Here is a 22,039-nt window from a genome sequence, read left to right as displayed (position 1 = left end):
GTCTGCCCCGCGGCCTTCTCAATCGGAGCGCCCGCGATCCTCTCGCGCTCCCTCCCGCCGCATGTCTCCACGTGTCAAACAGCAGGCATGGTTTCGCCGTCTCGCGGCGAGATCCGCCCGAGCTTTGTCATCGATCGACCTCTTCCTCCAACGAAGAGGCGCAGGGAAGACCGGGTATCGACTGATACCCGCGGTCCGCGTGCAGCAGATAAGCACGCGGCAGAACCACAGGTTCAGCCCAATATCCGGCCTTCCCTGCGCGACGGTTTTGCGGCTTATAGGCGCTCTCCCCGGGGACCGGCTGTCTTGCCCCCGTCACCAGCGGATCATCACCACCGGCTTGGTCTCAGCGTCGGGAGACCCGGACCACGCCACTTCGCCGTCGCCTCGCTCCGTTCGTCGGCACGGGCTTTTGACACCCGGCTGCGGAGCAACGCGCCCATCGCCTCTCCGGCTCGACGCTTCATGACGATCGCGAAACGTCCCTCTTCAGCGAGCCGGGATGCGCGATAATGTGCAGGTGATTTGCCCGACGTGACAAGTGATAAGTGCGCGACAAACTGGCACGACGGGCAGTTAGCGCATGCGGGGCATGCCGGACATGCGCGCGTTGCCCGTCGGCCGCTGACCGATACCGAGATCAAGCTGAACCGACGCGTGCTGTCCGCCTGCGCTGCGCGGGGCGACGGTCAGCACCTCAATGGCGGAAATTGTCTTCGATCGCGATCAGAAGAAGCAGCACGTTGTAGTTAAAACCGGCAATGCCAAAGGCTCGCTCAGATTTTACGCTGGTCGAGAGGGCGACTCTGTCCGGACCGAACTAAGCGTAGCCCAGGTGAAATAGCGGAGATTCGTTTGATTGACGCCGAACATTTCAACAGCCCGCGCACCCTTCATCCGACTAGAACTTCAGATTGAGCCCGGCGCGGAACGACTGGTCGCGGAGAGACTGCGACACCTGTGTGGTGTAGGAGAGATTGACCGTCGCCTGCGCCGATATCCGCGCGTCGAGCCCGGCCTCGACCACGGCGGTGTTGCGGGCAAGCGGCGTTCCAGTGATGGCGACGGGAACGGCGTCCCCGAAACTGACCATCGTGATTGGTGCGACGGTGCCGAACGCGTGGCGCCATCCGACGGTCGCACGGGCCGTGGTGGAGACGCCGGCGAAATCGAAGCCGGTCGCGGCATGCGTGCCGAGTGTGGTGAATGTCGTCTGTGCCGTTGGATTATGTCCAGTCAGCGCAGCAGCGCCGCCCGCCTCGCGAAAGGCATCGCTCGCGATATTGACGTAGGCAGCGCCGGCGAACGGTTCGAGATCGAAGCGACCCATCTGCATGCGATAGCCCAGCTCACCAAACACCTGCGTGGTCCAGGTGCCGTACGAAGAGGTCAGCCGATCGGCGAAATTGGGCAGCGCGATGGTCCGGCTCGCAGCCAGGTTCTGCCGGCTGCTAGCCAAGCCCGCGCGGAGCGCCAGTGCGCTCCATTCGGTCCCCGCATAGAGACCGACATGGGCGTTGTCGCTCGTGCCCGAGGCTCCGAGCGCCGTCACGTCAAGTCGCATCTGGCTGTAGCCTCCGACGAATCCGACGCGCCAGTCGCTGTCGCCGACGCGGGCATCGGCGCCCGCGAGCACGCCGCCGGTGGAGCGGCTCACGCGCGAGGCATTGCCGTCACTGTGGAGATGACCCCACGCGCCGAGCGCCTGGCCCCAGACCACGACGTCGTGAGTGGGCGTACCCGCCGGCTGAGCGGCGTCGGCGGCCGCATAGGCCATCATCGGCAGGGACGGTGCGCCTGCGGTCGCGAACGCGCTGCGCAAGCGGTCCATCACTCCGTCGCGCACGATGTGACTGTCCTGCAGCAGCACGGCGCGGCTCGAGGCATGGATCTCGCCGGACAACTGGTCGAAGGCGTGGCGCGCGGTCGCTTCGTCCGTCTGCAGCACGGCGCTCCACACGGCGTTGCCGCTGCCGAGATGGTCGATGGCCGCGCCGATGGCGCGCTGGTTCGGCGTGGTGCCGACAGCAGCAAAATCCGTACTGTTGCGGGTCAGCGTCAGGGTCACGCTCTGCGGATCGTAGCTGAGGCTCGGCGTCAGGAAGGCCAAGTTGGAGCTGACATCGGCGAAGGTGCCGGAGAGCCCGCCCGCTGCGGTGAGGATCGTGTAGTTGGTGTGCAGCCCGTAATTGCCGCTTCCGGCGAGGACATTGACGTGGGCGCCGGACAAGGTCGCCAGTCCGCTCGCCACGATGGTGTCGTGTTGTCCACCGGCGTTGACCTCGACCTCGTAGATCGAACCGGGCGAAAAGACGAGACTGCCTGCGGCATTGAGCGTACCGATCGAGTTGCCCGGCGCAATGGTTGCACCCGCGGCGAGCGTCACGGGTCCGATCGTGCCATTGCCTTGCAGCCGCGCCCCGGCGTCCACCGCGAGCGTGCCGCCGAGCACGCCATTCACCGCCAGCGTGCCGGCGGTAACCGTGGTCGCGCCGCTGAACCCGCTGCCGTCGCCGCCGAGTGTGAGCTTTCCGTCGCCGCTCTTGGTGAACGAGCCGCTGCCACTGATCACGCCGTCGAAACCGACGACCGTGCCGGCTGCGGTGTCGATCGCGCCTGCGCCCGTGAAAGCCAGGCCGCGCGCGCTGGTGAAGCTGCTCAGCGTGCTCAGCGCGCCGCCGCCGAAGCTGATGGCGCTGCCGGCGGCGCCGAGATTGTTGTCCGCGGAGACCTGGAGCACGCCACCCTTGATGGTGGTGCCGCCCTGATAAGTATTGGCGCCCGCGAGCACCAGCGTGCCTGCGCCGGATTTCGTCAGGCCGCCGGCCCCGGAGAGCGCCTGGTTGAGCATGAACGTGTTCGCCACGTCGGCGATGTCGAACCCGCCGCCGCCGGCTGCGAGCGTGATCGCACGGGAGGTCCCCGAAAACGACGTTCCGGTGACCTGCAAGGTTCCGCCGCTGAATGTCAGTGCGCCGCTGGCAAGGCCCAGATTGGTGTCCGACGAGACCGACACGGTGCCGCCGGTGAGAAACGTACCGCCGCTGTAGCTGTTGCTGCCGGTGAGCACCAGCGTGCCGCCACCGGCCTTGCTCAACGCGGTGCCGCTGCCATCGACGACCGTCGATGCGATCGTGGCGGAGATGTTGTTGTCGACATTGAAGACGCTGGCATTGCCGCTGGCGGGCGCGATTGCCAGCGAGCCGCCGCTCAGCGTGTAGCCGTTGGTGGAGAATTGCAGCGTGTCGAAGCTCTGAGGGCCGGCGACCGTCACCAAGCCGCCAGCCGCGCCGGCGAACACGCCGACCGATCCGCCCCAGAGGCCGTTGATCGCCGCCTGTCCGGGACTGCCGGTCCAGTTGGTGCCGGCGGCGCTCCAGCTGCCCGCACCGCCGTTGACGGTGCCATTGCCGGTGCTGTCGGCGCCGTCCCAGAACTGCAGGTTCTGTCCGGTGCCGAGCACTGACAGATTGACCTGGCCGGGAATCGTGGTCTCAAGCTGCGCGGTGGCGATCGTGAAGCCTGAGGTGGTCGACGTCAGCACCTTGGCCGCGAAATCGCCAGACAGCGTGCCGCCATAGGTGAACAGGCGATAGAAGCCGGCCGCGGCAATCCGTGCGTCGAGGGTGCCGCCGAGCGTGAGGTCGTTGCTCACATTGACGAGGTCGTTGCCGGTCGCTGGATTGCTGCCACCGACCACGCCTGGCGTGTTCAGCTCGAAGATCGAGGTCGCTCCCGAATGAAGCGTGAGATCTCCCGCGACGCTCAGCGTGCCCGGCGAGTTGCCGGCCGACAGCGTCCCGTTCACCACGGTCGACGACACCGCTCCGGAGCCGCCAAGCAGTGCGCCCGCGGCGACAGTAACGCCCGAGGAATTGGCGATTGAACCGTTGACATACAGCGAGCCCGCGCTGACGGTGGTCGCACCGGTGTAGCTGTTGCTCCCGGACAGCGTGAGTGCGCCGGTGCCGACCTTGGTCAGCGCGCCGTTGCCGTCGATCTCGCCGGCGAACACGCCGCTGCCATTGTTGGTCCCCGTAGTCAGGCTTCCTGAACTCAGATGAACGAAGGATCCGGCGCCACCGGCCAGGGACCCGATGGTCTGATCGACGCCGAGCGCAAGACTCGAGCCGGCATCATGCAGCGTGATCCCGACAGAGTTCGACAGCCCATTGGCGGTGCCGAGGCTGAAGGTGCCGCTGTTGTAGACGTCGATCGTCGGCGTATTCAGCAGGGTGCCGTTACTGGTGACGCGCAGGACGCCCCCGTCCACGACAGTTGCGCCTGAATAGCTGTTGATGCCGTAGAGATCCTGGACGCCCGTCCCTGTCTTGACCAGGCCGCCGCTACCGGTGATGTTGCCGAAATAGCCAGTATTGTTGTTGGCTCCCCCGAGCGTCAGCGTCGCCGTGCCCAGGGCAACGGTGGTCCCGCCGTTGCCGTTGATGCCGCCGACACTCTGGTCGAAATGATTCAGATCGTACGTGCCGCCCCAAACGATGAGCGCGCGCGTCGCGGCGATGGCGTTCGCCGTGCCCATCCGCAGCGTGCCGCCGTTCAGCGTCGTATCGCCGCTGTAGCTATTGGTGCCGCTCAGGGTGAGGGTGCCGGTGCCATTCTTGGTCAGGCCGCCCGCGCCGTCTATGACGCCGGAAAAGGTGGTGCTGGTGTTGTCGTCGCCCGCGGTCAGCGTCTGCCCAGCGGCGATCACCAAATTGCCCGCCCCCGCAAGCGAGCCGACCGTCTCGCTGGTGTTCAGATTATATGTTCCGTCGACCGTCAGCGGAGCCGTGGCGCTCATCGTCGCGCCGCCCGACGTTGTCAGTGTTGCGCCGCTGTCGACCAGATAGGCCCGGATGGAACCTGCCGTCCCCGTCCAAGTGGTGGTGTGCAGAAATGTGAGCAAGCTTGCGCCCGTGATGCTGCCGGCATAGTTGCCGCCGTCCACGGTGATCGGGGCGCCGAGGTTGCCGATGTTGCCGCTCCCTTGCAGGTTGCGAACCTGACCTGCATTGCCATTGAAGTCGAGCGAGGCGGTTGCGGCCACCGTGGTGCTCGCGAAGCCGCCGAGCGCAACGGCGAATTGCCATCCGGACAGCACATAGCCCCCGTCAATATGCACCGTGGGCTGCCCGTAGTTGGATATGGAGTTGACGACGATCGTGCCTTGCTCGCTCGCGGAGCCCAAGTGAAACGAGGCGTTAGTGCCCAGCCGTCCCAGAAAGACGGTCACGGAGCCGCCGTTCTGAACGGAAAGCGTGCCGGACTGGTTGTCGTCGACGCTGATATAGGCTGCAATGCTCGAGAGCGAGGAGACCGCGCTCAGCTGTCCGCCCTGCAGGTAGATCGGTGAACCAAACTGGTTGGGGCTGGAGATCGTCTGATAGTTGGTGATGTAGGTCTGCGCGTAGCCGGCGCTGGTGTCGATGATGAGCCAGCTTGCGCTCGCCAGCAGCGCGGCGCGCCACGAAGGCACACATCGTCGCTCGTGAAAATAGAAATCGCGGGACGTTGATGGGCCCGTCGCTGGCATTCGCGCCATGTTGTCAACCACGTCTTGCAAAGGTCCACGATCGCGGCGATCGCGCTCGACTCGAATGCTTGTAAATTGCACGTCGTGTACCAAGCAACGGAAGATCAGAAGCATGCAGTTTTTGTTCGGTGTCTTCGCGGGAACCCGACGATTCTCCCCGGGGTGGAACCCGTGCGGAGCTGTTCCGGAGCGAAGCGGTGCCGTTGAACAGTGCGGCATGACTGACCTTCGCCCACGCCGCGGAGAGGCTTCAGATCACCTGTGCGATGGCCCGCCTCGCAGGCGAGATCGCACGGATGCGCGTTATAAGTTTCAAACGGCAGGCATGGCTCAGCACTCCCGCGGCGAGATGCGCCCGAGCTTTGCGATCGATGGACCTCTCCTTCCGAAGAAGAGGCGCAGAGAAGACCGGGTATCGGCTGATACCCGCGGTCCGCGTGCAGCAAACAAGCACGCGGTAGAACCACAGGTTCAGCCCAATATCCGGCCTTCCCTGCGCGACGGTTTTGCGGGTTATAGGCGCTCTCCCCGGGGACCGGCTGTCTTGCCCCCGTCGCCAGCGGATCATCATCACCACCGGCTTGGTCTCAGCGTCGGGAGACCAGGACCACACCATTTCGCCGTCGCCTCGCTCCGTTCGTCGGCACGGGCTGTGACACCCGGCTGCAGAGCAACGCGCCCGTCGCCTCACCGGCTCGACGCTTCATGACGATCGCGAAACGTCCCTCTTCAGCGAGCCGGGATGTACGAGAATGTGGGCGTGATTTGCCCGACGTGACAAGGGAGAAGTGCGCGACAAACTGGCACGACGGGCAGTTGGTGCATGTGGGCTATGCGAGGATTGCCCGTCGGGTGGATGATTAGTCAGCCGATCAGCGACACCACCCGACGTCAACGCAGCGCTACCTGGCGTTCGCTCTCTCCATGAACACGCTGCTCGGGGCCCACGTGCTGCGTAGATTTCGGTACTCTCCCCTCATGGTGAGGAGCGCCGTTCTCCGCAGCCTGCCCCGCGACGATTGCTCGTGGCGGCGCGTCTCGAACCATGAGGCCACAGCCGGGGCCTCGCCCTTCGAGACGCCCGCCTGCGGCGTGCTCCTCAGGGTGAGGGTTGAAAGTCGTCCGGGCGGTCAGGAACGCACCAAATGCGTCCGTTATCTCGCGCGAAAGACGCAGCAATGACCTCACGCGAGTCCTGAACTGCCGACGTCCGGACATGCGGGTCGAGGAGCAAGTTACATGCACTGTTGTAGCAACGACCTCATCCCGCCACGTTCACGGCAACGCCGCGAACGGATCACGCACAGCGACACCCAGCGGCTCGAAATGGCGGAGGTTGCGGGATAGGATGGTCAGTTGATGCCGGCGCGCGGTCGCGGCGATGATGATGTCGGCAAAGCCCGGCGCATGACCGAGCCCCCGCGCCTGATCCGTCAAGGCGCCGGCGATCCGGGCAGCCTCGATGTCGAAAGGAAGAATGCGGTCAGCGTAGAGATGTACGACCGTCTCCAACCACGCGGCGATGTCGGCACTCTTGCGCGTGGCGCCGTCCCGCCGCAGCTTCGCGATCCCGTCCTCGATCTCCGCGACCGTCACGACCGATATGAACAGCGACGCCGATTGCTCATCCATCCAATCGACCAGCGCGGCAGGGACAGGGCGTCCTGGCGCCGCCGCCGAAATGACGTTGGTATCGACGAGATACACGACGTCAGAAATCGGCGGTTCGTACCGGAGACGGATTGCGCTCCGGCCCATCAACCGCTGCCAGCGGCGCCGCCATCAACAGCCGTCCAAAGCTCGGCACGTGAGATAGGCGTTCCCACTCCTCATAGCTCAAAACGACTGCTTCGCGCTTGCCGTGACGCGTGATGACCGACGGCTTGCCCTCCATCGCCTGATCGACCACGGCGGAGAGGTTGGCCTTGGCATCCCGAAGCTGAATCTCGCGCATGGTTCTCCCACTTTTAGATATGACTACAGTAGTCATTGTAGGGCGGAAGACCCGCTGCGGCAAGCCGTTGGGCGCCTAGGCGCCTGCCCGGAAGACCATGAGCTCCTCGCGGCCCTTGCAGCGCAAGACCGACGAATTCCTTTGGTCTTGATTCCACAGGAATATTTTGCGGGGTCATGCCGAGCTTCTCTTCATCAACTATCGGCTGCTATTGCCGGCACAGCAACAAGTCGTTTGTTAGTTCCATACAGACCAGCGCATCGCAGCGCCTCGTTCGGCTCATGCCGTCCCAATAGATTCTTCTATCTTCTCCAGCGCGAGGCTCAGCCTTGGAGCAACATAATCCAGAAAGGCGCGGCGCTTGAGCGGTTGGACCGGCTGCGGCTGGTGCACGAGGTTGACCGGCGTCGGACGATCGTCTTGACGGTGCAGGATCTGCACCAGCCGGCCGTCGGCGATCGCCGGCGCGACCTGGTAGGACATCAGGCGCGCGACACCGAGGCCGGCCGCCGCTGCCTCCACCACGGCGTCGGCCGTGTTGACCGAAAACCGCGGCTTGATCGGCACCGTGCGTTCGCTGGCGCCACTGCCGAACGTCCAGCTCCGGTAGGTCTGCAATCCTTCGAAGGCGATGCAATCATGATCGCGCAGGGCCTCGAAGTCGTCGGGCTCGCCGCGGCGGGCGAGGTAGTCCGGACTGGCGCTGAGGATCCAGCGCACGTGGCCGACCTGACGGCTGATGAGTTGGCTGTCGGGCATGCGGCCGATGCGGACCGCGACGTCGACATGCGCGTCGACGAGATCGATGACGTGGTCCGACAGGATCAGCCGCACGCTGACCGGCGGATAGGCGGCGAGGAACGCATGGACGAGCGGCGCGACATGAAGCTTGCCGAACATGATCGGCGCCGTCACCAGCAACTCGCCGCGCGGTTCGCGATACTCGCCGCTGGCCGCGCGCTCCGCCTCGGCCAGGTCGTCGAGCAGACGCCGCGCCACGGCCGCGAAGGCTTCGCCGGCCTCGGTCAGGATCAGCTTGCGGCTGGTCCGCACCAAGAGCCGCGCGCCGAGATGCGCCTCCAGTTCGGACATCCAGCGACTGACCGTCGGCAGGGGCACGCCGAGCGCACGGGATGCCGCCGAGAGGCTGCCGCCATCCACCGCCGCCACCAGCGTCCGCATCGCTTCGAAGCGGTCCATCATTCTTCCAATAATTGAAACCTTGGCTCTCGAAATTAGCGTCTACTGCTCAAAAATGGAAGAACGTAGATGGGGGTCATCAGCCAGCACGGCTGCCACGAAAGGACCACCAGATGACCCGCATCCCGACCCCCGCCACCATCGCCGACGCGCCCGAAGCCTCGCGTCCGCTGCTTGAAGGCGTCGCCAAGCAGCTCGGCAGCACGCCGAACATGTTCCGCGCCATCGCGCTCAGCCCGCAGGCGCTCTCAGGCTATCTCGCTTGGTCCGGCGCGCTCGGCAAGGGCTCGCTGCCCGCCGCGACGCGTGAACGGATCGCCCTGGCGGTGGCTGAAATCAACGGCTGCAGCTACTGCCTCTCGGCCCACACCTATCTCGGCCGCAACCTCGCCGGGCTGGACGACGCGGAGATCACCGCCAACCGCAACGGCGCGTCCAACGACCCCAAGGCCGACGCCGCCGTTCGCTTCGCCGCCCTGGTCGCGCACAATCGTGGTCATGTCACCGATGCCGATTTCGCCGCCGTGAAGCTCGCGGGCTACACCGACGCAGAGGTCATCGAGATTGTGCAGCACGTCGCTCTCAACAGCTGGACCAACTTCTTCAACGAAGTGTTCAAGACCGAGATCGACTTCCCGGTCGTCGAAGCCAGCAAGGCCGCCTGACCCCGAAGGGCCCCCCAAAGGCGTGAGGACGGTCCCGGCTGTCCTCACGCGCCAAGCGCCTGTCACCCCTTCATCGGAGCTTCCCCCGTGACTCTCTACAAGTTCGCCACCGTCCATGATCGCCAGGTGTTCTATCGCGAAGCCGGCGATCCGACACATCCGACCATCATCCTGCTGCACGGCTTTCCCACCAGCAGCTTCATGTTCCGAGACCTGATCCCGCTGCTGGCGGACCGGTTTCACGTGATCGCTCCCGACTACATCGGCTTCGGCCAGTCGGATGCGCCATCGGTTGCCGCGTTCGACTACAGCTTCGAGAATTTGACCGCACATGTCGCCGGGCTGATCGAGAAGCTCGGACTGAGCTCCTACATCCTCTACATGCAGGACTATGGCGGCCCTGTCGGCTTCCGGCTGTTCGCGCGCAACCCCAAGGCCGTCACCGGCTTCGTGATCCAGAACACCAATGCCTATATGGCAGGCGTCGGCGAGATGCCGGCGCAGGTCTTCCTGCCGCTGTGGGAGAAGCGCGATGCGGCCAGTGAGGCCCCCGCCCGCAGGCTGCTTGCCGCCGAGACGACGAATTATCAGTATCAGGTCGGCGCGCGCAATGTGGAGGCCATCAGCCCCGACAATTGGACGCATGATCAGGCGCTGCTCGACCGACCCGGCCATGATGCGGCGCATCTGAACCTGCTCGAGGACTACAAGACCAATGTCGCGCTGTACGACAGCTGGCACCAGGCCTTCCGCACCCATCGCCCGAAGACGTTGATCGTCTGGGGCAAGAACGATCCATTCTTCGTTCCCGCCGGTGCCGAGGCCTATCTCGCCGACCTGCCCGACGCCCGCCTCGTCTGGCTCGATGCCGGCCATTTCGTCCTCGACGAGAACGCCGCCACGGTCGCCGCCGAGATCAAGGCGAGCTTCGGCTGAGATCGTCCGCGCCAAGTCAGTCCGATCCGAACGCCTGGACTCCCGCTTCTGCCCGAACGACACAGGATGCGAGGCGGGGGTCCTCACCCGGCAATAGCTTGGGATCGCAGGTCCAGCTACTCCTTGAGCCAAGACACCAGCGCGGCGGCCACGCCGAGCGCAAGCGCTATTCCGGCGACGCAGGCGGTCCAGCCGTGCCGGTCGAACAGCTGGCCGAGCAGCGCGCTGCCCGCGAGGCCACCGAAGAAATAGCAGGCGAGATAGCTGCCGCTGGCGATGCCGCGATTCTTGCTCGCTGCTCGCCCGACGAAGCCGGTCACGGCCGCCTGCGCGAAGAAGGTGCCGACGGCCACCAGCACCATGCCGGCCAGCACGAGGGCGAGGTGCGCCGTGAGCAACAGCGGCAGGCCGGACGCGGCCAGGGCCAGCGCCGCCCAAAGCGTGACGCGGGTGCCGAGCCGGGTCGCGACCGGGCCCGCCAGCAGTGTCGTGACCACCGAGGGCGCGAACACGAAGTAGACGACACCGAGCGTCATCATGCCGAGCGCGAGCGGCGGCTGCACCAAGACGAAGTTGACAAAGGTGAATGTGCCGATGAACGCAAACAGGATGCAGAAGCCGATCGCGAACGCCGCGCGCAGGCGCGGATGGCGCCAATGTGCAGCGAGAGCCCTCCAGGGGCTTTCGCCGGGCTTGGCCTCGCTGATCGGCGCAACGCCGTGGATCGTCGCAGACACCAGCACGGCGCCGGCCAGGTTGAGCGCGGCGAACAGCAGGAAGTTCCAGGCCAGCCCGAGGTGATCGACCGCCGCCGCAGCAATCAGGCGGCCGATCAGATTGCTCGCGACATTGCCGGTGATGTAGGCCGCAAAGGCGCTGCCGGCATCGGCTGTGCTGCATTGCTCGCCGAGATGGGCCAGCGTCAGCGCAAAGGCGGAGGCCATGCACAGACCCTGCATGACACGCAGCGCCGTGAAGGTCATCAGACCCGGGGCCACCGCCAGCAGGCTGGTGGGCACGGCAAGCAGGATGAGGCTCAGCAGAATGCCGGCGCGGCGGTTGATCCAAGGGCTGAACATGCCGACGACGAAACTCGCGATGGCCATGCCGATGGTGCAGGCGTTGACGGCAAAGCCCATCGCCGCGGGCGTCACGCCGTAATGGCGCGTCAGCGCCGGCAGGATCGCCTGGGTCGCGAACAGATCGACCACGGTGAGAAAGGCGCTCAACCCGATGATGAGCGAGCGCCGTACGGCGTTGGGCGGATGGCCGACTACAGCGATTGCAGCTCGCGTCATCGGTGCCGCGGACATGTCCGTCATCATGGGAGGCGCTCCTTGAACGAAGGGGACAATGTGACGCCCCTCACGCGGTGCCGGGACGTCACATCGGGCAACGAGGCCGTTCGCCGAGACGAACGCGTTGCGTCCTGGTCGTCACATGTTGTGATCGTGCGGATCGCGGCGCACGTCGCCGACATAGAGAATGACGGTCTCCGTGCCGAGGTTCTTCCACCAGTGCGAGGTGCCATGCACTTCGGGGCGGATGTCGCCCGCCTTGTGCACGATCGGATCGACGCAGTTGGAGGCGTATTCGACGATTTCGCCCTGCTGCACGAAAATCAGCGCCGGCCGGTCGTCATGGCTGTGCCAGGGCACGATGCCGCCGGGCTCGATGGTCAGCTTGCGGAAACGCAGTTCGCGGCCCTTGATGTTGGCGGGCTGCTTCTCCAGATCGATCGATCCCAGCGTCACATCGGTCACGCCGACGGGCTTATCATCGACCATGGTGCGCGCATTCGGCTTCATCTTGTCCGCCGGACATTCGCCGGCCAACGAGGGCTGCGCGATCAGGACGGCCGCGCCGAAGACGGCGAGGCCGAGCGACAATGCGCGGGAAAGGCGGAAACGGTGGTCCATTAGGAATATCCTCTGTTAGTGGATCGAGAGCAGTGACGGCATTGTCATCGCGGGCCGAGTCTTTCTGAAATGCCGAGTGTCTTCCGGAACGATAGCGTGGAGCTATCCGTATCGGGACGAACGCGTCGCACGGAGCGCTTCGCGATTGGCAGCGGCTATCGAACTGATTGGACATCGGCATTTCCGACCGCCGACGTCGATCGCTAACGTGGTTTGCCGCACGGAGCGCGTCGGCGCCCTTTCAGGAACGGCGCGGCCGCCCTATTCTGCTGCTCTTGCCGGAGCCGACCATGACCGCTCTCTCTCCCGCCGATGCCGAACGGCTCAAGCTCGCGTTTGAGCGCTGCCGCGAGATGGATGGCCCTCTGAACGAACAGCTGCGCGCCTATGCCGACGCAGGGCGGGAGATCTTCCCCGCCTATGCCGCTGCCGTGGATCGGCTGGTCGAGCGGCTCGGAGAGAACGGCGGCGGCGCCAATGCGCCAAGGCCCGGCGAAGCCATGCCGCCTTTCATCCTGCCCGATGAGCACGGGCGGCTCGTGGCGCTCTCATCCCTGCTGGCCCAGGGGCCGGTGGCGGTGATGTTCTTTCGCGGCCATTGGTGTCCATATTGCCGGCTCAACGTCCGCGCCGTGATCGAGGCCCAGCCGCGGATCGCAGCCATCGGCGCACAGCTGGTCGCCATCATGCCGGAGACCCAGGAGTATACGGCCAGGTTCAAGGCCGATTGCGGCGCGGGCTTTCCGGTGCTGACCGATCTCGACAACGGCTATGCGCTGTCGCTGAACCTCGCGATCTGGCTCGGCCACGAGATCCAGCAATTGCTGTCGCACCAGGACCTCGCGAGGTTTCACGGCAATGATGGCTGGATGCTCCCGATCCCCGCCGTGTTCGTGGTCGGCCGCGACGGCGTGGTGGCGTCGCGCTTCGTCGATCCCGATTTCCGCCGGCGCATGGATGTCGAGGACCTCGTCGCGGCGCTGAGCCGGGCGAGCTGAGCGCTCGTCTCAGCCCGCAATGCTGCGCCAGTCGGCGCCGCGAAGCATCCGCATGACGGCCGAGGCCACGGCCGTGCGCTGGCGGCCCGCGACGCCGTAGAGGTTCACGGTCCGCCGTGCATCGAGACCGGCGATCGCGGTGCGCTTCAGCGTATCCGGCACCAGCGAGGTGTGGGGCATCATCGCAACGCCGATGTCGGCCTGGACGAGCTCGATGAGGTCGCGCTCCGAGCTGATCTCATGGCTGCGGTCGATGTCGAGGCCGTGCTCGCGCAGACTGTCGGAAATCCGGTTGCGGTGCTCGCAATAGGTCCGGCTCAACAGCTGCTCGGCCCGTAGATCATCGATCTCGACCGGGTTGCGGCCGGCGAGAGGATGATCCGTCCGCACGACGAGTTCGAAATGCTCGGTGAACAGCGGCCAGACATCGAGCCGATCCCAGCTCTCGTCGATCTCGGCAGCAAGACCGAGTTCGGCCTCGCCCTTCTTCAGATAGTCCGCGACCTCGCGGCTGTCGCCGCGAAGGAAGCGAAACTCCAGCCGGTTGAACTGCCGCTTGATCTGTTCGAGATGCGGGATCAGCAACGCCAGGTCGATCGAATGCGTGAGCGCGATCCGCAGCGCCCCGACCTCGCCGCTCTTGAACGAGGACGCCAGCGACCGGGCGCCGAGCGCGGCCTCATAGCACTGTTGCAGCAGTGGGTGCATGCGCTGGCCAAGCTCGGTCAGCTGGGCGCACGGCCGTTCGCGCCGAAACAGGTCGCCGCCGAGCTCCGCCTCGAGCTGCTTGATCGCGCGCGTCAGCGAGGGCTGCGTGACGTTGCACTCCTCGGCGGCCCTCGTGAAATTGAGCAGCCGTGCGACGGCGAGGAAGTAGCGGACCTGGTGCATTTCCATCGATCGCCTCCCTGCTCCTGTGTCTCGTGACTGAATAGCAAAAACCGGGCTGAAGGACATCCGGGCCGCAATAGCGCTCGCGTATCGTTTCGGAAGCCATGCAGTATTTCCGTTTCATCCGGCGGCCCCTCAGACTGTGAGCGACATCGGACACCCCGACATCTACGAGGGATCGGCCATGAACGTTACTGCGCAAATGCCGTCACCGGTTACCACCGGCAGCTTGGCCAGCAGGGTGGCGCTGGTCACCGGCTCGACCAGCGGCATCGGGCTCGGCATCGCACGCGCGCTGGCCGAGGCCGGCGCCGACATCGTGCTGAACGGATTTGGCGATGCGACGGAGATCGAAACGACCCGGGAGCAGATCGCGGCCGCATGCGGAGTCGAAGTGACCTACTCCCCGGCCGACATGACGAGCCCCGACTCCATCGCCGAGATGATCGAAACGACCATCGCCCGCTCCGGCCGGCTGGACATTCTCGTCAACAATGCCGGCATCCAGCATGTCGCGCCGCTCGAACAATTCCCGCCGCAGAAATGGGACCAGATCCTCGCGATCAACCTGTCGTCGGCGTTTCACACCACGCGCCTGGCGCTGCCGGCGATGCGCCGGAACGGCTTCGGCCGGATCATCAACGTCGCCTCGGCTCATGGCCTGGTCGGCTCGCCGTTCAAGGCAGCTTATGTCGCGGCCAAGCACGGCATCCTCGGCCTGACCAAGGTGACGGCGCTGGAGACGGCCGAAGCGGGCATCACCTGCAACGCGATCTGTCCCGGCTATGTCTCCACGCCGCTGGTCGAGGCGCAGATCGACGGACAGGCCAAGGCCCACGGCATCTCGCGCGACCAGGTGATCCGCGACGTGCTGCTGGCCCAGCAGCCGAACAAGCGCTTCGCGACGGTCGATGAAATCGGCAGCGTCGCCGCGTTCCTGTCGAGCACGGCTGCGGCCTCGATCACCGGAATAGCGTTGCCGGTCGACGGCGGATGGACGGCGCATTGAGACGTCCCATGGCCTCAGAACCTAATCAGACATGGCGAGGGAGCTGCACATGAAAGCCGTACACGCTGCAAACGCGGTCAACGACGAGCCGAGCCAGACCGTACTGGTTCTGCAGGGCGGCGGTGCCCTCGGCTCGTATCAGGCCGGCGTCTACCAGGCGCTGCATGAAGCAGGCATCGAGCCGGACTGGATCATCGGCACCTCGATCGGCGCCATCAATGCCAGCCTGATCGCCGGCAATGCGCCGGACAAACGGCTGTCGCGGCTGCGTGAATTCTGGAAGCGAATGGAGCAAAATCCTGTCTGGACTCTGCGTTCCGCTTTTCCGGGGTTCAACGAACGCCTGTCCTACTGGTCGACGATCACCAGCGGCATTCCCGGCTTCTTTCGTCCCAACCCGCTCGCCCATGCCGGCTTCTCCTATCCGCTCGGCGCCGACAATGCCGGCTTCTATTCGACGGCCCCGCTGGAGACGACATTGACCGATCTGGTCGATGTCGATCTGCTGAATCGCTGCGCGCCTCGCCTGACCGTCGGCGCGGCGCATGTCCGCAGCAGCCAGATGCGCTATTTCGACAGCCGCGACGGCGAGCTGACGGTGAAGCACATCATGGCCTCGGGCGCTCTGCCGCCGGCATTCCCCGCCATCCGCATCGACGGCGAGCTGTACTGGGACGGCGGCATTCTCTCGAACACGCCGACCGAAGCCGTGTTCGACGACAATCCGCGCAGGAATTCGTTGATCTTCGCCGTCCATCTCTGGAATCCGGTCGGCGCCGAGCCGACGACGATGGCCGAGGTGCTGAACCGGCACAAGGACGTGCAATACTCCAGCCGCATCGTGAGCCAGATTGCGCGGCAGCAGCAGGCGCACCGCCTCCGCCATGTCATCAATCAGCTCGCGGCGCGTCTGCCGGAGGGCGAACGCAACGATCCGGCTGTCCGCGAGCTCGTGAGCTACGGCTGTTCGACGCGGATGCATGTGGTCCGCCTGCTCGCGCCGCAGCTCGACCACGAGACTCATACCAAGGACATCGACTTCAGTCCCTCTGGCATCATGCAGCGCTGGGACGCCGGCTATGCCCATACCAGATCCGTCCTGCAGCGGAAGCCGTGGGTCGGCGAGTTCGACGCGCTCTCGGGCGTGGTCCTGCACGAGCACATGGACGCGATGCCGATCGCGGCGGAGTAACGACTCCGCCATGCGCCATCGCGACGGCAAAGAGCAGCGCCACCCTGGCTTCGATCAGGATCGGCTGCGCCACGCGCAGACGAGATGATCGAGCGAGACGCGCCCGCCGCCATGGGCCATGAGCGCAAGCGCCATGGCCGCCCAGGTGATGTGCAGCGGCCAGCCGTCGGGCACGGTGAGCTCGACGATCGCGGTCATGAACAGCAGGCCGAGTGCCGCGAACCGCGTCCCCAGACCGAGCACGAGCAGCACCGGAAACGTGACCTCGCCGCAGCCGGACATGAAGGCCATCACGCCTGGCGCCGGAAAATGATAGGGGCCGCCCGGCAGGTGCAGCATGAACTCGTCGGTGAACAGGGTCACGGCAGTGTCGCTCAGCTTCAGGAAACCGTCCCATTTCAGAATTCCCGATCGCCAGAACGGCACGGCGAGCGCGACCCGCAGCACCAATTGCGCCACCGAAGGCGGTGCGATCATCTGCACGAGCTGCTTCGCTCGATCGGCGAGCGCGCCGAGTGACGGAAGGTTCGAACCGGCTGCAAACCGCTGCTCTGTAGTCATCATGGATGTCCCGACGTGACGGATGTGAAGGCGCCGGCCTCGATCAGGCCTGCGATGTTGGCGGCGGGGTCGAACCGCGGATCGGCCTCGAAGGCCAGCGCAGCAGCCTCGCCGAGCGGCCGGCCGTCGATCAGGCTGGCGACGAAGATCGCGCCGCCGGGCGGCAGCCGCCGGACCTCGACGTCGAATTCCGGACGGACCACGAGGGCGTCCTCGGCACTCGACGCATCGATGCGTCCTGTCGGCTCGGCCGTCCTGTTCGCGGCAAAGATCGTGACGGCGGCAAAGGTCGAGCGGACGAGCCGCGTGGAGGGATGCGGCATGAAGACGGCGTCGGCGAGTTGGTCCGGCGGGATCATCGACAGCGCTGCGGGCGCCAGCGGCGCGGCGTCGGCGGCATGATAGGCGTCCAGCCAGGCGCGCTCGATCCGGGCGACGTCGGCGAGCCACGGCAGCTCCGCCGCATGCGAATATGTCTCGATGAAGCGCGGAAAGTCGCGGCCATATGCGAACAGCAGCGGTGATGTCGGCGGGGTCTGCCGCAGATGACTGCGCGCCATCTCGCGAAAGAACGCCTCGCCCGTGATCCGCTGCACCGCCGGATAGATCGCAGCCAGCGCATTGATCAAACTTACGGTGACGTTGTTGCGGTACACGTCATAGCGGCGGCCCGCCGGCCTGCCGCCAGGCCCGGTGACGCCGTCCGGCACCGCCGCGGTCGGCGCGAGCAGGCCCACGGCAAACGCCCCTGCGTAGTCGAACGATGCGTCAGGCTGCATGGCGCGTGCTCTCGGCGGCTCGATCGAGAATGCACTGCGCTGCGGCCGCCTCGGCCTTGAGCACCTGCCATTCCGGGATGTTGCTGTCCCACTCGACCAGGGTCGGCAGCGGTCCGCTCCGGGCGATGACGAGCTCGAACAGCTTCCAGACGGCATCCGCCACCGGTCCGTCATGGCTGTCGATCAGCAGCACATCGCCATCGTCGTCGCGCTGCTCGGCATAGCCGGCGAGGTGGATCTCGCCGACCATCGCGAGCGGAAAATCATTCAAATAGTCCAGTGCCGCAAAGCCGTGATTGGTCGCGGAGACGAAGACATTGTTGACGTCGAGCAGCAGGCCGCAGCCGGTGCGTTGCGCCACGCTGCGAAGGAAATCGGTTTCGCTGATCGTGGAGTCAGCGAAGGTGACGTAGGTGGCGGGATTCTCCAGCAGGATCGGCCGCCGGATCGCCTCCTGGACCTCGTCGACATGGTCGCAGACCCGCGCCAGCGTTGCCGCGGTGTAGGGCAGCGGCAGCAGGTCGTTGAAGAAGCTCGTGGCGTGTGTCGACCATGCCAGGTGCTCGGAGACGAGCGTCGGCTGATAACGCGCGACGAGCGCGCGAAACCGGGCCAGATGATCGCGGTCGATGGGCGAAGGACCGCCGATCGACATGCAGACACCGTGCAGCGACAGCGCATGATCGCGGCGGACACGCTCCAGCGCACGGTGCGGCGGGCCGCCGGCGCCCATGTAGTTCTCGGCATGGACCTCGAAGAAGCCGCGCTGCGGCGGCTCTCCGAGGATGGCGGGGAGATGCTCATGCTTGAAGCAGGTTCCTGCCACTCCCCCGAGCGGCGGAGGGAAGCACAGGGGCATCGGGATAGATTTCCGCAACGCGACCGCATCTGTCATGCTGTTCTCCCCTGCCCCTGTTGGTCACCAGCTCAGATCGGCTTCAGCGATCCGCGCTTGCCGTTGGGCAGCTCGATGTTGGCGCAGGTGCCGCCGGCAACGAACTTCCAGGCGTTACCCTGGTAGTCGGTCGTGGACGTCCCCTGGCAGGTCGTGCCCGGGCCCGCGGCGCAGTCGTTCTGGCCCTTCAAGGCGACGCCGAAGCATTTCTCCTTCTTCGCAGCGACGGCGGCATCGACCTCGGCCTTCGTCAGCGGCCCGGCGGCGGCGAGCGTGGCGAGTGCGGTCGAGACGGCGCCCGCCAGCGCGAGCGAGGTGATGGTGGTCTTGGTGGACATTCAAGTCTCCTCTCGGTTTGCTTCGCCCGGACCGGCGAATTGCACTGTCTCCTTCGGAGCGATCGGAACCGCCGTTAGCAGCAGTCCCGATCACAGGTCCGTGAGACATTCGACATGCGCCCGCGTCGTGCTGCGCCGGGACGAATTAGTCCGGAGCCGATGGCCGCGCGCCAATGCCTTGTGTCTATGGCCGCGTTAGCCAATGCGAATTGGCCTGCTCGGCGCATGGCGTGCAAAGACCTGACGTAACGAGCGGAGCCGTCGGGACGTAAGGCGATCAAGGCATGTCGGCCGGGCATGGAGGATGGACGATGGCTCCGCACACGTCGCATCGGAACGCTCGGTCCACCGCCTACGGAGTTACCGTCAGCATTCGCGTGGTGGTCTCGGCGATGGTGCTGGCCGCCATCCTGCTCACCGCGGTCGCGTGCAGCCTGGTGTGGTGGCGCACGGCCGATGCGACCAGCCGCCAGCTGGCCTCGACCATCAACGACCAGATCGTCGCCGCCGTCCGCAAGGAGGTGGCATCGATCGTCGACCAGGCACATGCGGCGCACACCGCGATCCGCACCCTGTTTCTGCAGAACGTGCTCGAGACCCGCGAGGCCGACAAGCGCGAGTTCGTGTTTCTCTCGCAGCTGCAGTCGCATCCGACGATCTCCTGGGCGGCGTTCGGCTGGCCCGACGGCTCGTTCTTCGCCGCGCACAAGCTCGGGGATCGCCGGCTGGAGATGATGGAAATCTCGCTGACCGATCATGCGGGCGAACGCCGCATCGATGAGTATGATGTCGTGCCCGGTGACATCGAATTCGCCAGCCGCCGCTTCGTGCCGACCGGCTTCCGCGTCACCGACCAGGCCTGGTTCAAGGCCGCGATCGCGGCCGACGGTCCGACCTGGTTCAAGATCGCGGAGCATCCGACCGGCGAGCGCGCGGCGATTGCGTTCGCCGGGCCGATCGACGTGTACCAGGAACGGCAGGGCGTGCTCGCGATCATCATCGAGTATACGCGGCTGTCGCGCTTCCTTGCCCAGCTGGAGGTCGGCCGCACCGGGGCCGCCTTCATCTTCGACGGCAGCGGTGCGCTGGTGGCGTCGCCCGACGCGAAGGCTGACGAGATCAACCCCGCGCGGGCTGAGCAGCCGGCGCTGCTGCCTCTGGCGCGTCAGGCGGTTGGTATGGCGATCGCGCAGAAGATGGACGAGGCCTGGCGCAGCCGTCTCGTCGATGCGGCCGAGGCCTATGAGACCACGGTGACGCCGCTGCCGTTCCCGGGCTGGCGGCTGGTGACGGTGCTCCCCGAAGCCGAGTTTCTCGGACCCGTGCAGGCCACCCTGCACCGGCTGATCCTTATGCTGGTGGCGGGCGCCGCGCTCGCGGCCATCGCCTCGGCGATCCTGGTGCGCTCCATGATCGCCGTCCCGCTCGCGCGCGTCGTCGGCGAATTGCGCCACGTCGAGGCGTTCGCGCTCGAAGCGGTGCGCCGCCATCCGTCGCGGCTGCGCGAGATCGGCAGCCTGTCGGGCGCCATCGCCGAAATGGCGTCGGGCCTGTCGGCGTTCCGCAAGTTCATCCCGACCGATCTGGTGCGCGGACTGCTGCGCCAGGGCGTCGAGGCGAAGCCCGGCGGAACGCTGCAGGAGCTCACCGTGATGTTCATCGACATCGCCGGGTTCACCGGAATGTCGGAGCGCATGGGCGACGGCATCGTCGGGCTGCTGTCGCGCTATCTCGACCTGGTGTCCGAGGTCGTCGTCGCGCATGGCGGCACCATCGACAAGTTCATCGGCGACGCCGTGATGGCCTTCTGGGGCGCGCCACAGCCGCAGTCCGATCACGCCTTGCGATGTTGTCTCGCGGCGCTCGCCTGCCAGCGCGCTATCGCCGAGGCCGGCCTCGTCGACGATCTCGGACAGGCGCTCCGGATCCGGATCGGCATCAACACCGGCCGCATGCTGGTCGGCAATATCGGCTCCGAGCTGCGGCTGAACTACACCGTGATCGGCGACGCCGTGAATGTCGCCAGCCGGCTGGAAGGTGCCAACAAGGCCTACGGGACGACGGCGCTGATGGGAGAGGCCACCGCGAACAGCGTCGGCCGATCGATCATCGTCCGCGAGGTCGACCGCATCGGCGTCTATGGCCGCGAGCAGGGATTGGCGGCCTATGAGCTGGTCGCGCCCGCAGCCGATGCACCGGCCGGCCTGCGTCCGAATTGGATCGTCATCTATGAGCGCGCTCTGGCGCGCTATCGCGTTCGCGACTTCCCCGGCGCCGTGGCCGGATTTGCGCAGGTGCTGATGGACCGTCCCCACGACGGCCCCGCGACCGTGATGCTGGAGCGCAGCAGGCGCATGCTCGCCGATGCCGGCGACACCGCCTGGCAGCCTGTAGCAGCCCTGACCGAGAAATGACGTCAGCTTCCCCCGAACACGACCAGAGCTCATCAGCGTTGGCACCCGGCTCGACAATTGTCGCTAAGACTAACGGTCGCGTCTTGCCGCAGGAGCCTTCCGGCGTTTCCCTCGGAGCAAGATGGCCTCATCATCGTTCGGCGCCCTCGCCCAACGCCGGCACGGGACATCGTCACGGCCAGCTTTCTCCACGTGTCAAACAGCAGGCACGGCTGAGCCGTCTCGCGGCCGCATGCGCCCGAGTTGTGCGATCGGTCGACCTCTCCTAACAAAGAAGAGGCGCAGGGAAGACCGGGTATCGACTGATACCCGCGGTCCGCGTGCAGCAAATAAGCACGCGGCAGAACCACAGGTTCAGCCCAATATCCGGCCTTCCCTGCGCGACGGTCTTGCGGCTTATAGGCGCTCTCCCCGGGGACCGGCTGTCTTGCCCCCGTCACCAGCGGATCATCATCACCACCGGCTTGGTCTCAGCGTCGGGAGACCAGGACCACGCCACTTCGCCGTCGCCTCGCTCCGTTCGTCGGCACGGGCTGTGACACCCGGCTGCAGAGCAACGCGCCCGTCGCCTCTCCGGCTCGACGCTTCATGACGATCGCGAAACGTCCCTCTTCAGCGAGCCGGGATGCGCGAGACTGTGCAGGTGATTTGCCCGACGTGACAAGGGACAAGTGCGCGACAAACTGGCACGACGGGCAGTCGGGGCATGCGGGGTATGCGAGGATTGCCCGTCGGGCAAGGCCAGACATATGAGG

17 protein-coding genes are annotated in these 22,039 nt (G+C 65.9%); 6 read left to right on the top strand and 11 right to left on the bottom strand.

Features of this window, described 5'->3' with window-relative positions:
- Window positions 1–901 precede the first annotated feature (901 nt).
- The 4 genes from ACQR1Y_RS14120 to ACQR1Y_RS14105 form a co-directional block, all read right to left on the bottom strand.
- On the bottom strand, window positions 902–5,476 hold the full coding sequence (locus tag ACQR1Y_RS14120; RefSeq protein WP_434876869.1) for an autotransporter domain-containing protein: 4,575 nt from the start codon (window positions 5,474–5,476) through the stop codon (window positions 902–904).
- Between the two features lie 1,332 nt (window positions 5,477–6,808).
- Window positions 6,809–7,240 (bottom strand): type II toxin-antitoxin system VapC family toxin, encoded by a 432-nt coding sequence (locus ACQR1Y_RS14115; RefSeq protein ID WP_434876912.1) that lies wholly within the window; start codon window positions 7,238–7,240, stop codon window positions 6,809–6,811.
- 4 nt (window positions 7,241–7,244) lie between these two features.
- Window positions 7,245–7,487 (bottom strand): type II toxin-antitoxin system Phd/YefM family antitoxin, encoded by a 243-nt coding sequence (locus ACQR1Y_RS14110; protein ID WP_434857464.1) that lies wholly within the window; start codon window positions 7,485–7,487, stop codon window positions 7,245–7,247.
- A gap of 279 nt (window positions 7,488–7,766) precedes the next feature.
- Entirely contained in the window at window positions 7,767–8,687 is a 921-nt protein-coding gene (locus tag ACQR1Y_RS14105) for a LysR family transcriptional regulator (RefSeq protein ID WP_434876868.1), read from the bottom strand.
- 113 nt (window positions 8,688–8,800) lie between these two features.
- On the opposite strand from ACQR1Y_RS14105, the gene ACQR1Y_RS14100 reads away from it, so the two are divergent.
- Both ACQR1Y_RS14100 and ACQR1Y_RS14095 read left to right on the top strand, forming a co-directional pair.
- A complete protein-coding gene (locus tag ACQR1Y_RS14100) occupies window positions 8,801–9,352 on the top strand; it encodes a carboxymuconolactone decarboxylase family protein (protein ID WP_434876867.1) in 552 nt (183 codons plus the stop codon).
- A gap of 87 nt (window positions 9,353–9,439) precedes the next feature.
- On the top strand, window positions 9,440–10,288 hold the full coding sequence (locus ACQR1Y_RS14095) for an alpha/beta fold hydrolase (RefSeq protein ID WP_434876866.1): 849 nt from the start codon (window positions 9,440–9,442) through the stop codon (window positions 10,286–10,288).
- A 116-nt stretch (window positions 10,289–10,404) separates the two neighbouring features.
- Here the strand turns inward: ACQR1Y_RS14095 and ACQR1Y_RS14090 are convergent, their stop codons facing one another.
- Both ACQR1Y_RS14090 and ACQR1Y_RS14085 read right to left on the bottom strand, forming a co-directional pair.
- Window positions 10,405–11,610 carry an MFS transporter gene (locus ACQR1Y_RS14090; RefSeq protein ID WP_434876911.1) on the bottom strand — a complete coding sequence of 402 codons (1,206 nt, stop codon included), beginning with the start codon at window positions 11,608–11,610 and terminating at the stop codon, window positions 10,405–10,407.
- Window positions 11,611–11,724: 114 nt separating this feature from the next.
- Window positions 11,725–12,207, bottom strand: a complete 483-nt coding sequence (locus tag ACQR1Y_RS14085; protein WP_434876865.1) for a cupin domain-containing protein — start codon at window positions 12,205–12,207, stop codon at window positions 11,725–11,727.
- A 290-nt stretch (window positions 12,208–12,497) separates the two neighbouring features.
- Here ACQR1Y_RS14085 and ACQR1Y_RS14080 point away from each other — a divergent pair, with 290 nt between their 5' ends.
- Complete coding sequence (locus ACQR1Y_RS14080; RefSeq protein WP_434876864.1) at window positions 12,498–13,205, top strand: peroxiredoxin-like family protein; 708 nt, start codon at window positions 12,498–12,500, stop codon at window positions 13,203–13,205.
- Between the two features lie 9 nt (window positions 13,206–13,214).
- On the opposite strand, the gene ACQR1Y_RS14075 is transcribed toward ACQR1Y_RS14080, so the two are convergent.
- Complete coding sequence (locus tag ACQR1Y_RS14075; protein ID WP_434876863.1) at window positions 13,215–14,102, bottom strand: LysR family transcriptional regulator; 888 nt, start codon at window positions 14,100–14,102, stop codon at window positions 13,215–13,217.
- Between the two features lie 178 nt (window positions 14,103–14,280).
- On the opposite strand from ACQR1Y_RS14075, the gene ACQR1Y_RS14070 reads away from it, so the two are divergent.
- Window positions 14,281–15,105 (top strand): 3-hydroxybutyrate dehydrogenase, encoded by an 825-nt coding sequence (locus tag ACQR1Y_RS14070; RefSeq protein ID WP_434876862.1) that lies wholly within the window; start codon window positions 14,281–14,283, stop codon window positions 15,103–15,105.
- 49 nt (window positions 15,106–15,154) lie between these two features.
- Window positions 15,155–16,297, top strand: a complete 1,143-nt coding sequence (locus ACQR1Y_RS14065) for a patatin-like phospholipase family protein (protein WP_434876861.1) — start codon at window positions 15,155–15,157, stop codon at window positions 16,295–16,297.
- Between the two features lie 54 nt (window positions 16,298–16,351).
- Here the strand turns inward: ACQR1Y_RS14065 and ACQR1Y_RS14060 are convergent, their stop codons facing one another.
- Genes ACQR1Y_RS14060 through ACQR1Y_RS14045 form a run of 4 tightly spaced genes read right to left on the bottom strand, consistent with a single transcriptional unit; the run spans window position 16,352 to window position 18,870 of the window.
- The gene (locus ACQR1Y_RS14060) at window positions 16,352–16,858 is read right to left on the bottom strand and encodes a DoxX family protein (RefSeq protein ID WP_434876860.1); all 507 of its coding nucleotides are present in this window, start codon (window positions 16,856–16,858) and stop codon (window positions 16,352–16,354) included.
- Window positions 16,858–17,637 carry an HvfC/BufC N-terminal domain-containing protein gene (locus tag ACQR1Y_RS14055; RefSeq protein ID WP_434876859.1) on the bottom strand — a complete coding sequence of 260 codons (780 nt, stop codon included), beginning with the start codon at window positions 17,635–17,637 and terminating at the stop codon, window positions 16,858–16,860. Before ACQR1Y_RS14055 ends, ACQR1Y_RS14060 begins: the two co-directional genes overlap by 1 nt.
- A complete protein-coding gene (gene bufB, locus ACQR1Y_RS14050) occupies window positions 17,627–18,532 on the bottom strand; it encodes an MNIO family bufferin maturase (RefSeq protein ID WP_434876858.1) in 906 nt (301 codons plus the stop codon). The genes ACQR1Y_RS14055 and bufB overlap by 11 nt, the downstream gene beginning before the upstream one ends.
- Window positions 18,533–18,564: 32 nt before the next feature.
- On the bottom strand, window positions 18,565–18,870 hold the full coding sequence (locus ACQR1Y_RS14045) for a BufA1 family periplasmic bufferin-type metallophore (RefSeq protein ID WP_434831343.1): 306 nt from the start codon (window positions 18,868–18,870) through the stop codon (window positions 18,565–18,567).
- A gap of 392 nt (window positions 18,871–19,262) precedes the next feature.
- On the opposite strand from ACQR1Y_RS14045, the gene ACQR1Y_RS14040 reads away from it, so the two are divergent.
- On the top strand, window positions 19,263–21,284 hold the full coding sequence (locus ACQR1Y_RS14040; RefSeq protein WP_434876910.1) for an adenylate/guanylate cyclase domain-containing protein: 2,022 nt from the start codon (window positions 19,263–19,265) through the stop codon (window positions 21,282–21,284).
- Window positions 21,285–22,039: the final 755 nt, after the last annotated feature.

The organism is Bradyrhizobium sp. HKCCYLRH3099 (assembly GCF_051167855.1).
Classification (GTDB): domain Bacteria; phylum Pseudomonadota; class Alphaproteobacteria; order Rhizobiales; family Xanthobacteraceae; genus Bradyrhizobium.
The sequence above is the reverse complement of the archived record's forward strand: the minus strand, read 5'-3'. Positions and strand labels throughout refer to the sequence as shown.

Bases quoted from the DNA above. Each gene is read 5' to 3' on its own strand.
- ACQR1Y_RS14110 (WP_434857464.1), bottom strand. From the start codon at position 7,487: ATGCGCGAGATTCAGCTTCGGGATGCCAAGGCCAACCTCTCCGCCGTG.
- ACQR1Y_RS14105 (WP_434876868.1), bottom strand. From the start codon at position 8,687: ATGGACCGCTTCGAAGCGATGCGGACGCTGGTGGCGGCGGTGGATGGC.
- ACQR1Y_RS14100 (WP_434876867.1), top strand. From the start codon at position 8,801: ATGACCCGCATCCCGACCCCCGCCACCATCGCCGACGCGCCCGAAGCC.
- ACQR1Y_RS14090 (WP_434876911.1), bottom strand. From the start codon at position 11,610: ATGACGGACATGTCCGCGGCACCGATGACGCGAGCTGCAATCGCTGTA.
- ACQR1Y_RS14085 (WP_434876865.1), bottom strand. From the start codon at position 12,207: ATGGACCACCGTTTCCGCCTTTCCCGCGCATTGTCGCTCGGCCTCGCC.
- ACQR1Y_RS14080 (WP_434876864.1), top strand. From the start codon at position 12,498: ATGACCGCTCTCTCTCCCGCCGATGCCGAACGGCTCAAGCTCGCGTTT.
- ACQR1Y_RS14075 (WP_434876863.1), bottom strand. From the start codon at position 14,102: ATGGAAATGCACCAGGTCCGCTACTTCCTCGCCGTCGCACGGCTGCTC.
- ACQR1Y_RS14070 (WP_434876862.1), top strand. From the start codon at position 14,281: ATGAACGTTACTGCGCAAATGCCGTCACCGGTTACCACCGGCAGCTTG.
- ACQR1Y_RS14065 (WP_434876861.1), top strand. From the start codon at position 15,155: ATGAAAGCCGTACACGCTGCAAACGCGGTCAACGACGAGCCGAGCCAG.
- ACQR1Y_RS14060 (WP_434876860.1), bottom strand. From the start codon at position 16,858: ATGACTACAGAGCAGCGGTTTGCAGCCGGTTCGAACCTTCCGTCACTC.
- ACQR1Y_RS14055 (WP_434876859.1), bottom strand. From the start codon at position 17,637: ATGCAGCCTGACGCATCGTTCGACTACGCAGGGGCGTTTGCCGTGGGC.
- bufB (WP_434876858.1), bottom strand. From the start codon at position 18,532: ATGACAGATGCGGTCGCGTTGCGGAAATCTATCCCGATGCCCCTGTGC.
- ACQR1Y_RS14045 (WP_434831343.1), bottom strand. From the start codon at position 18,870: ATGTCCACCAAGACCACCATCACCTCGCTCGCGCTGGCGGGCGCCGTC.
- ACQR1Y_RS14040 (WP_434876910.1), top strand. From the start codon at position 19,263: ATGGTGCTGGCCGCCATCCTGCTCACCGCGGTCGCGTGCAGCCTGGTG.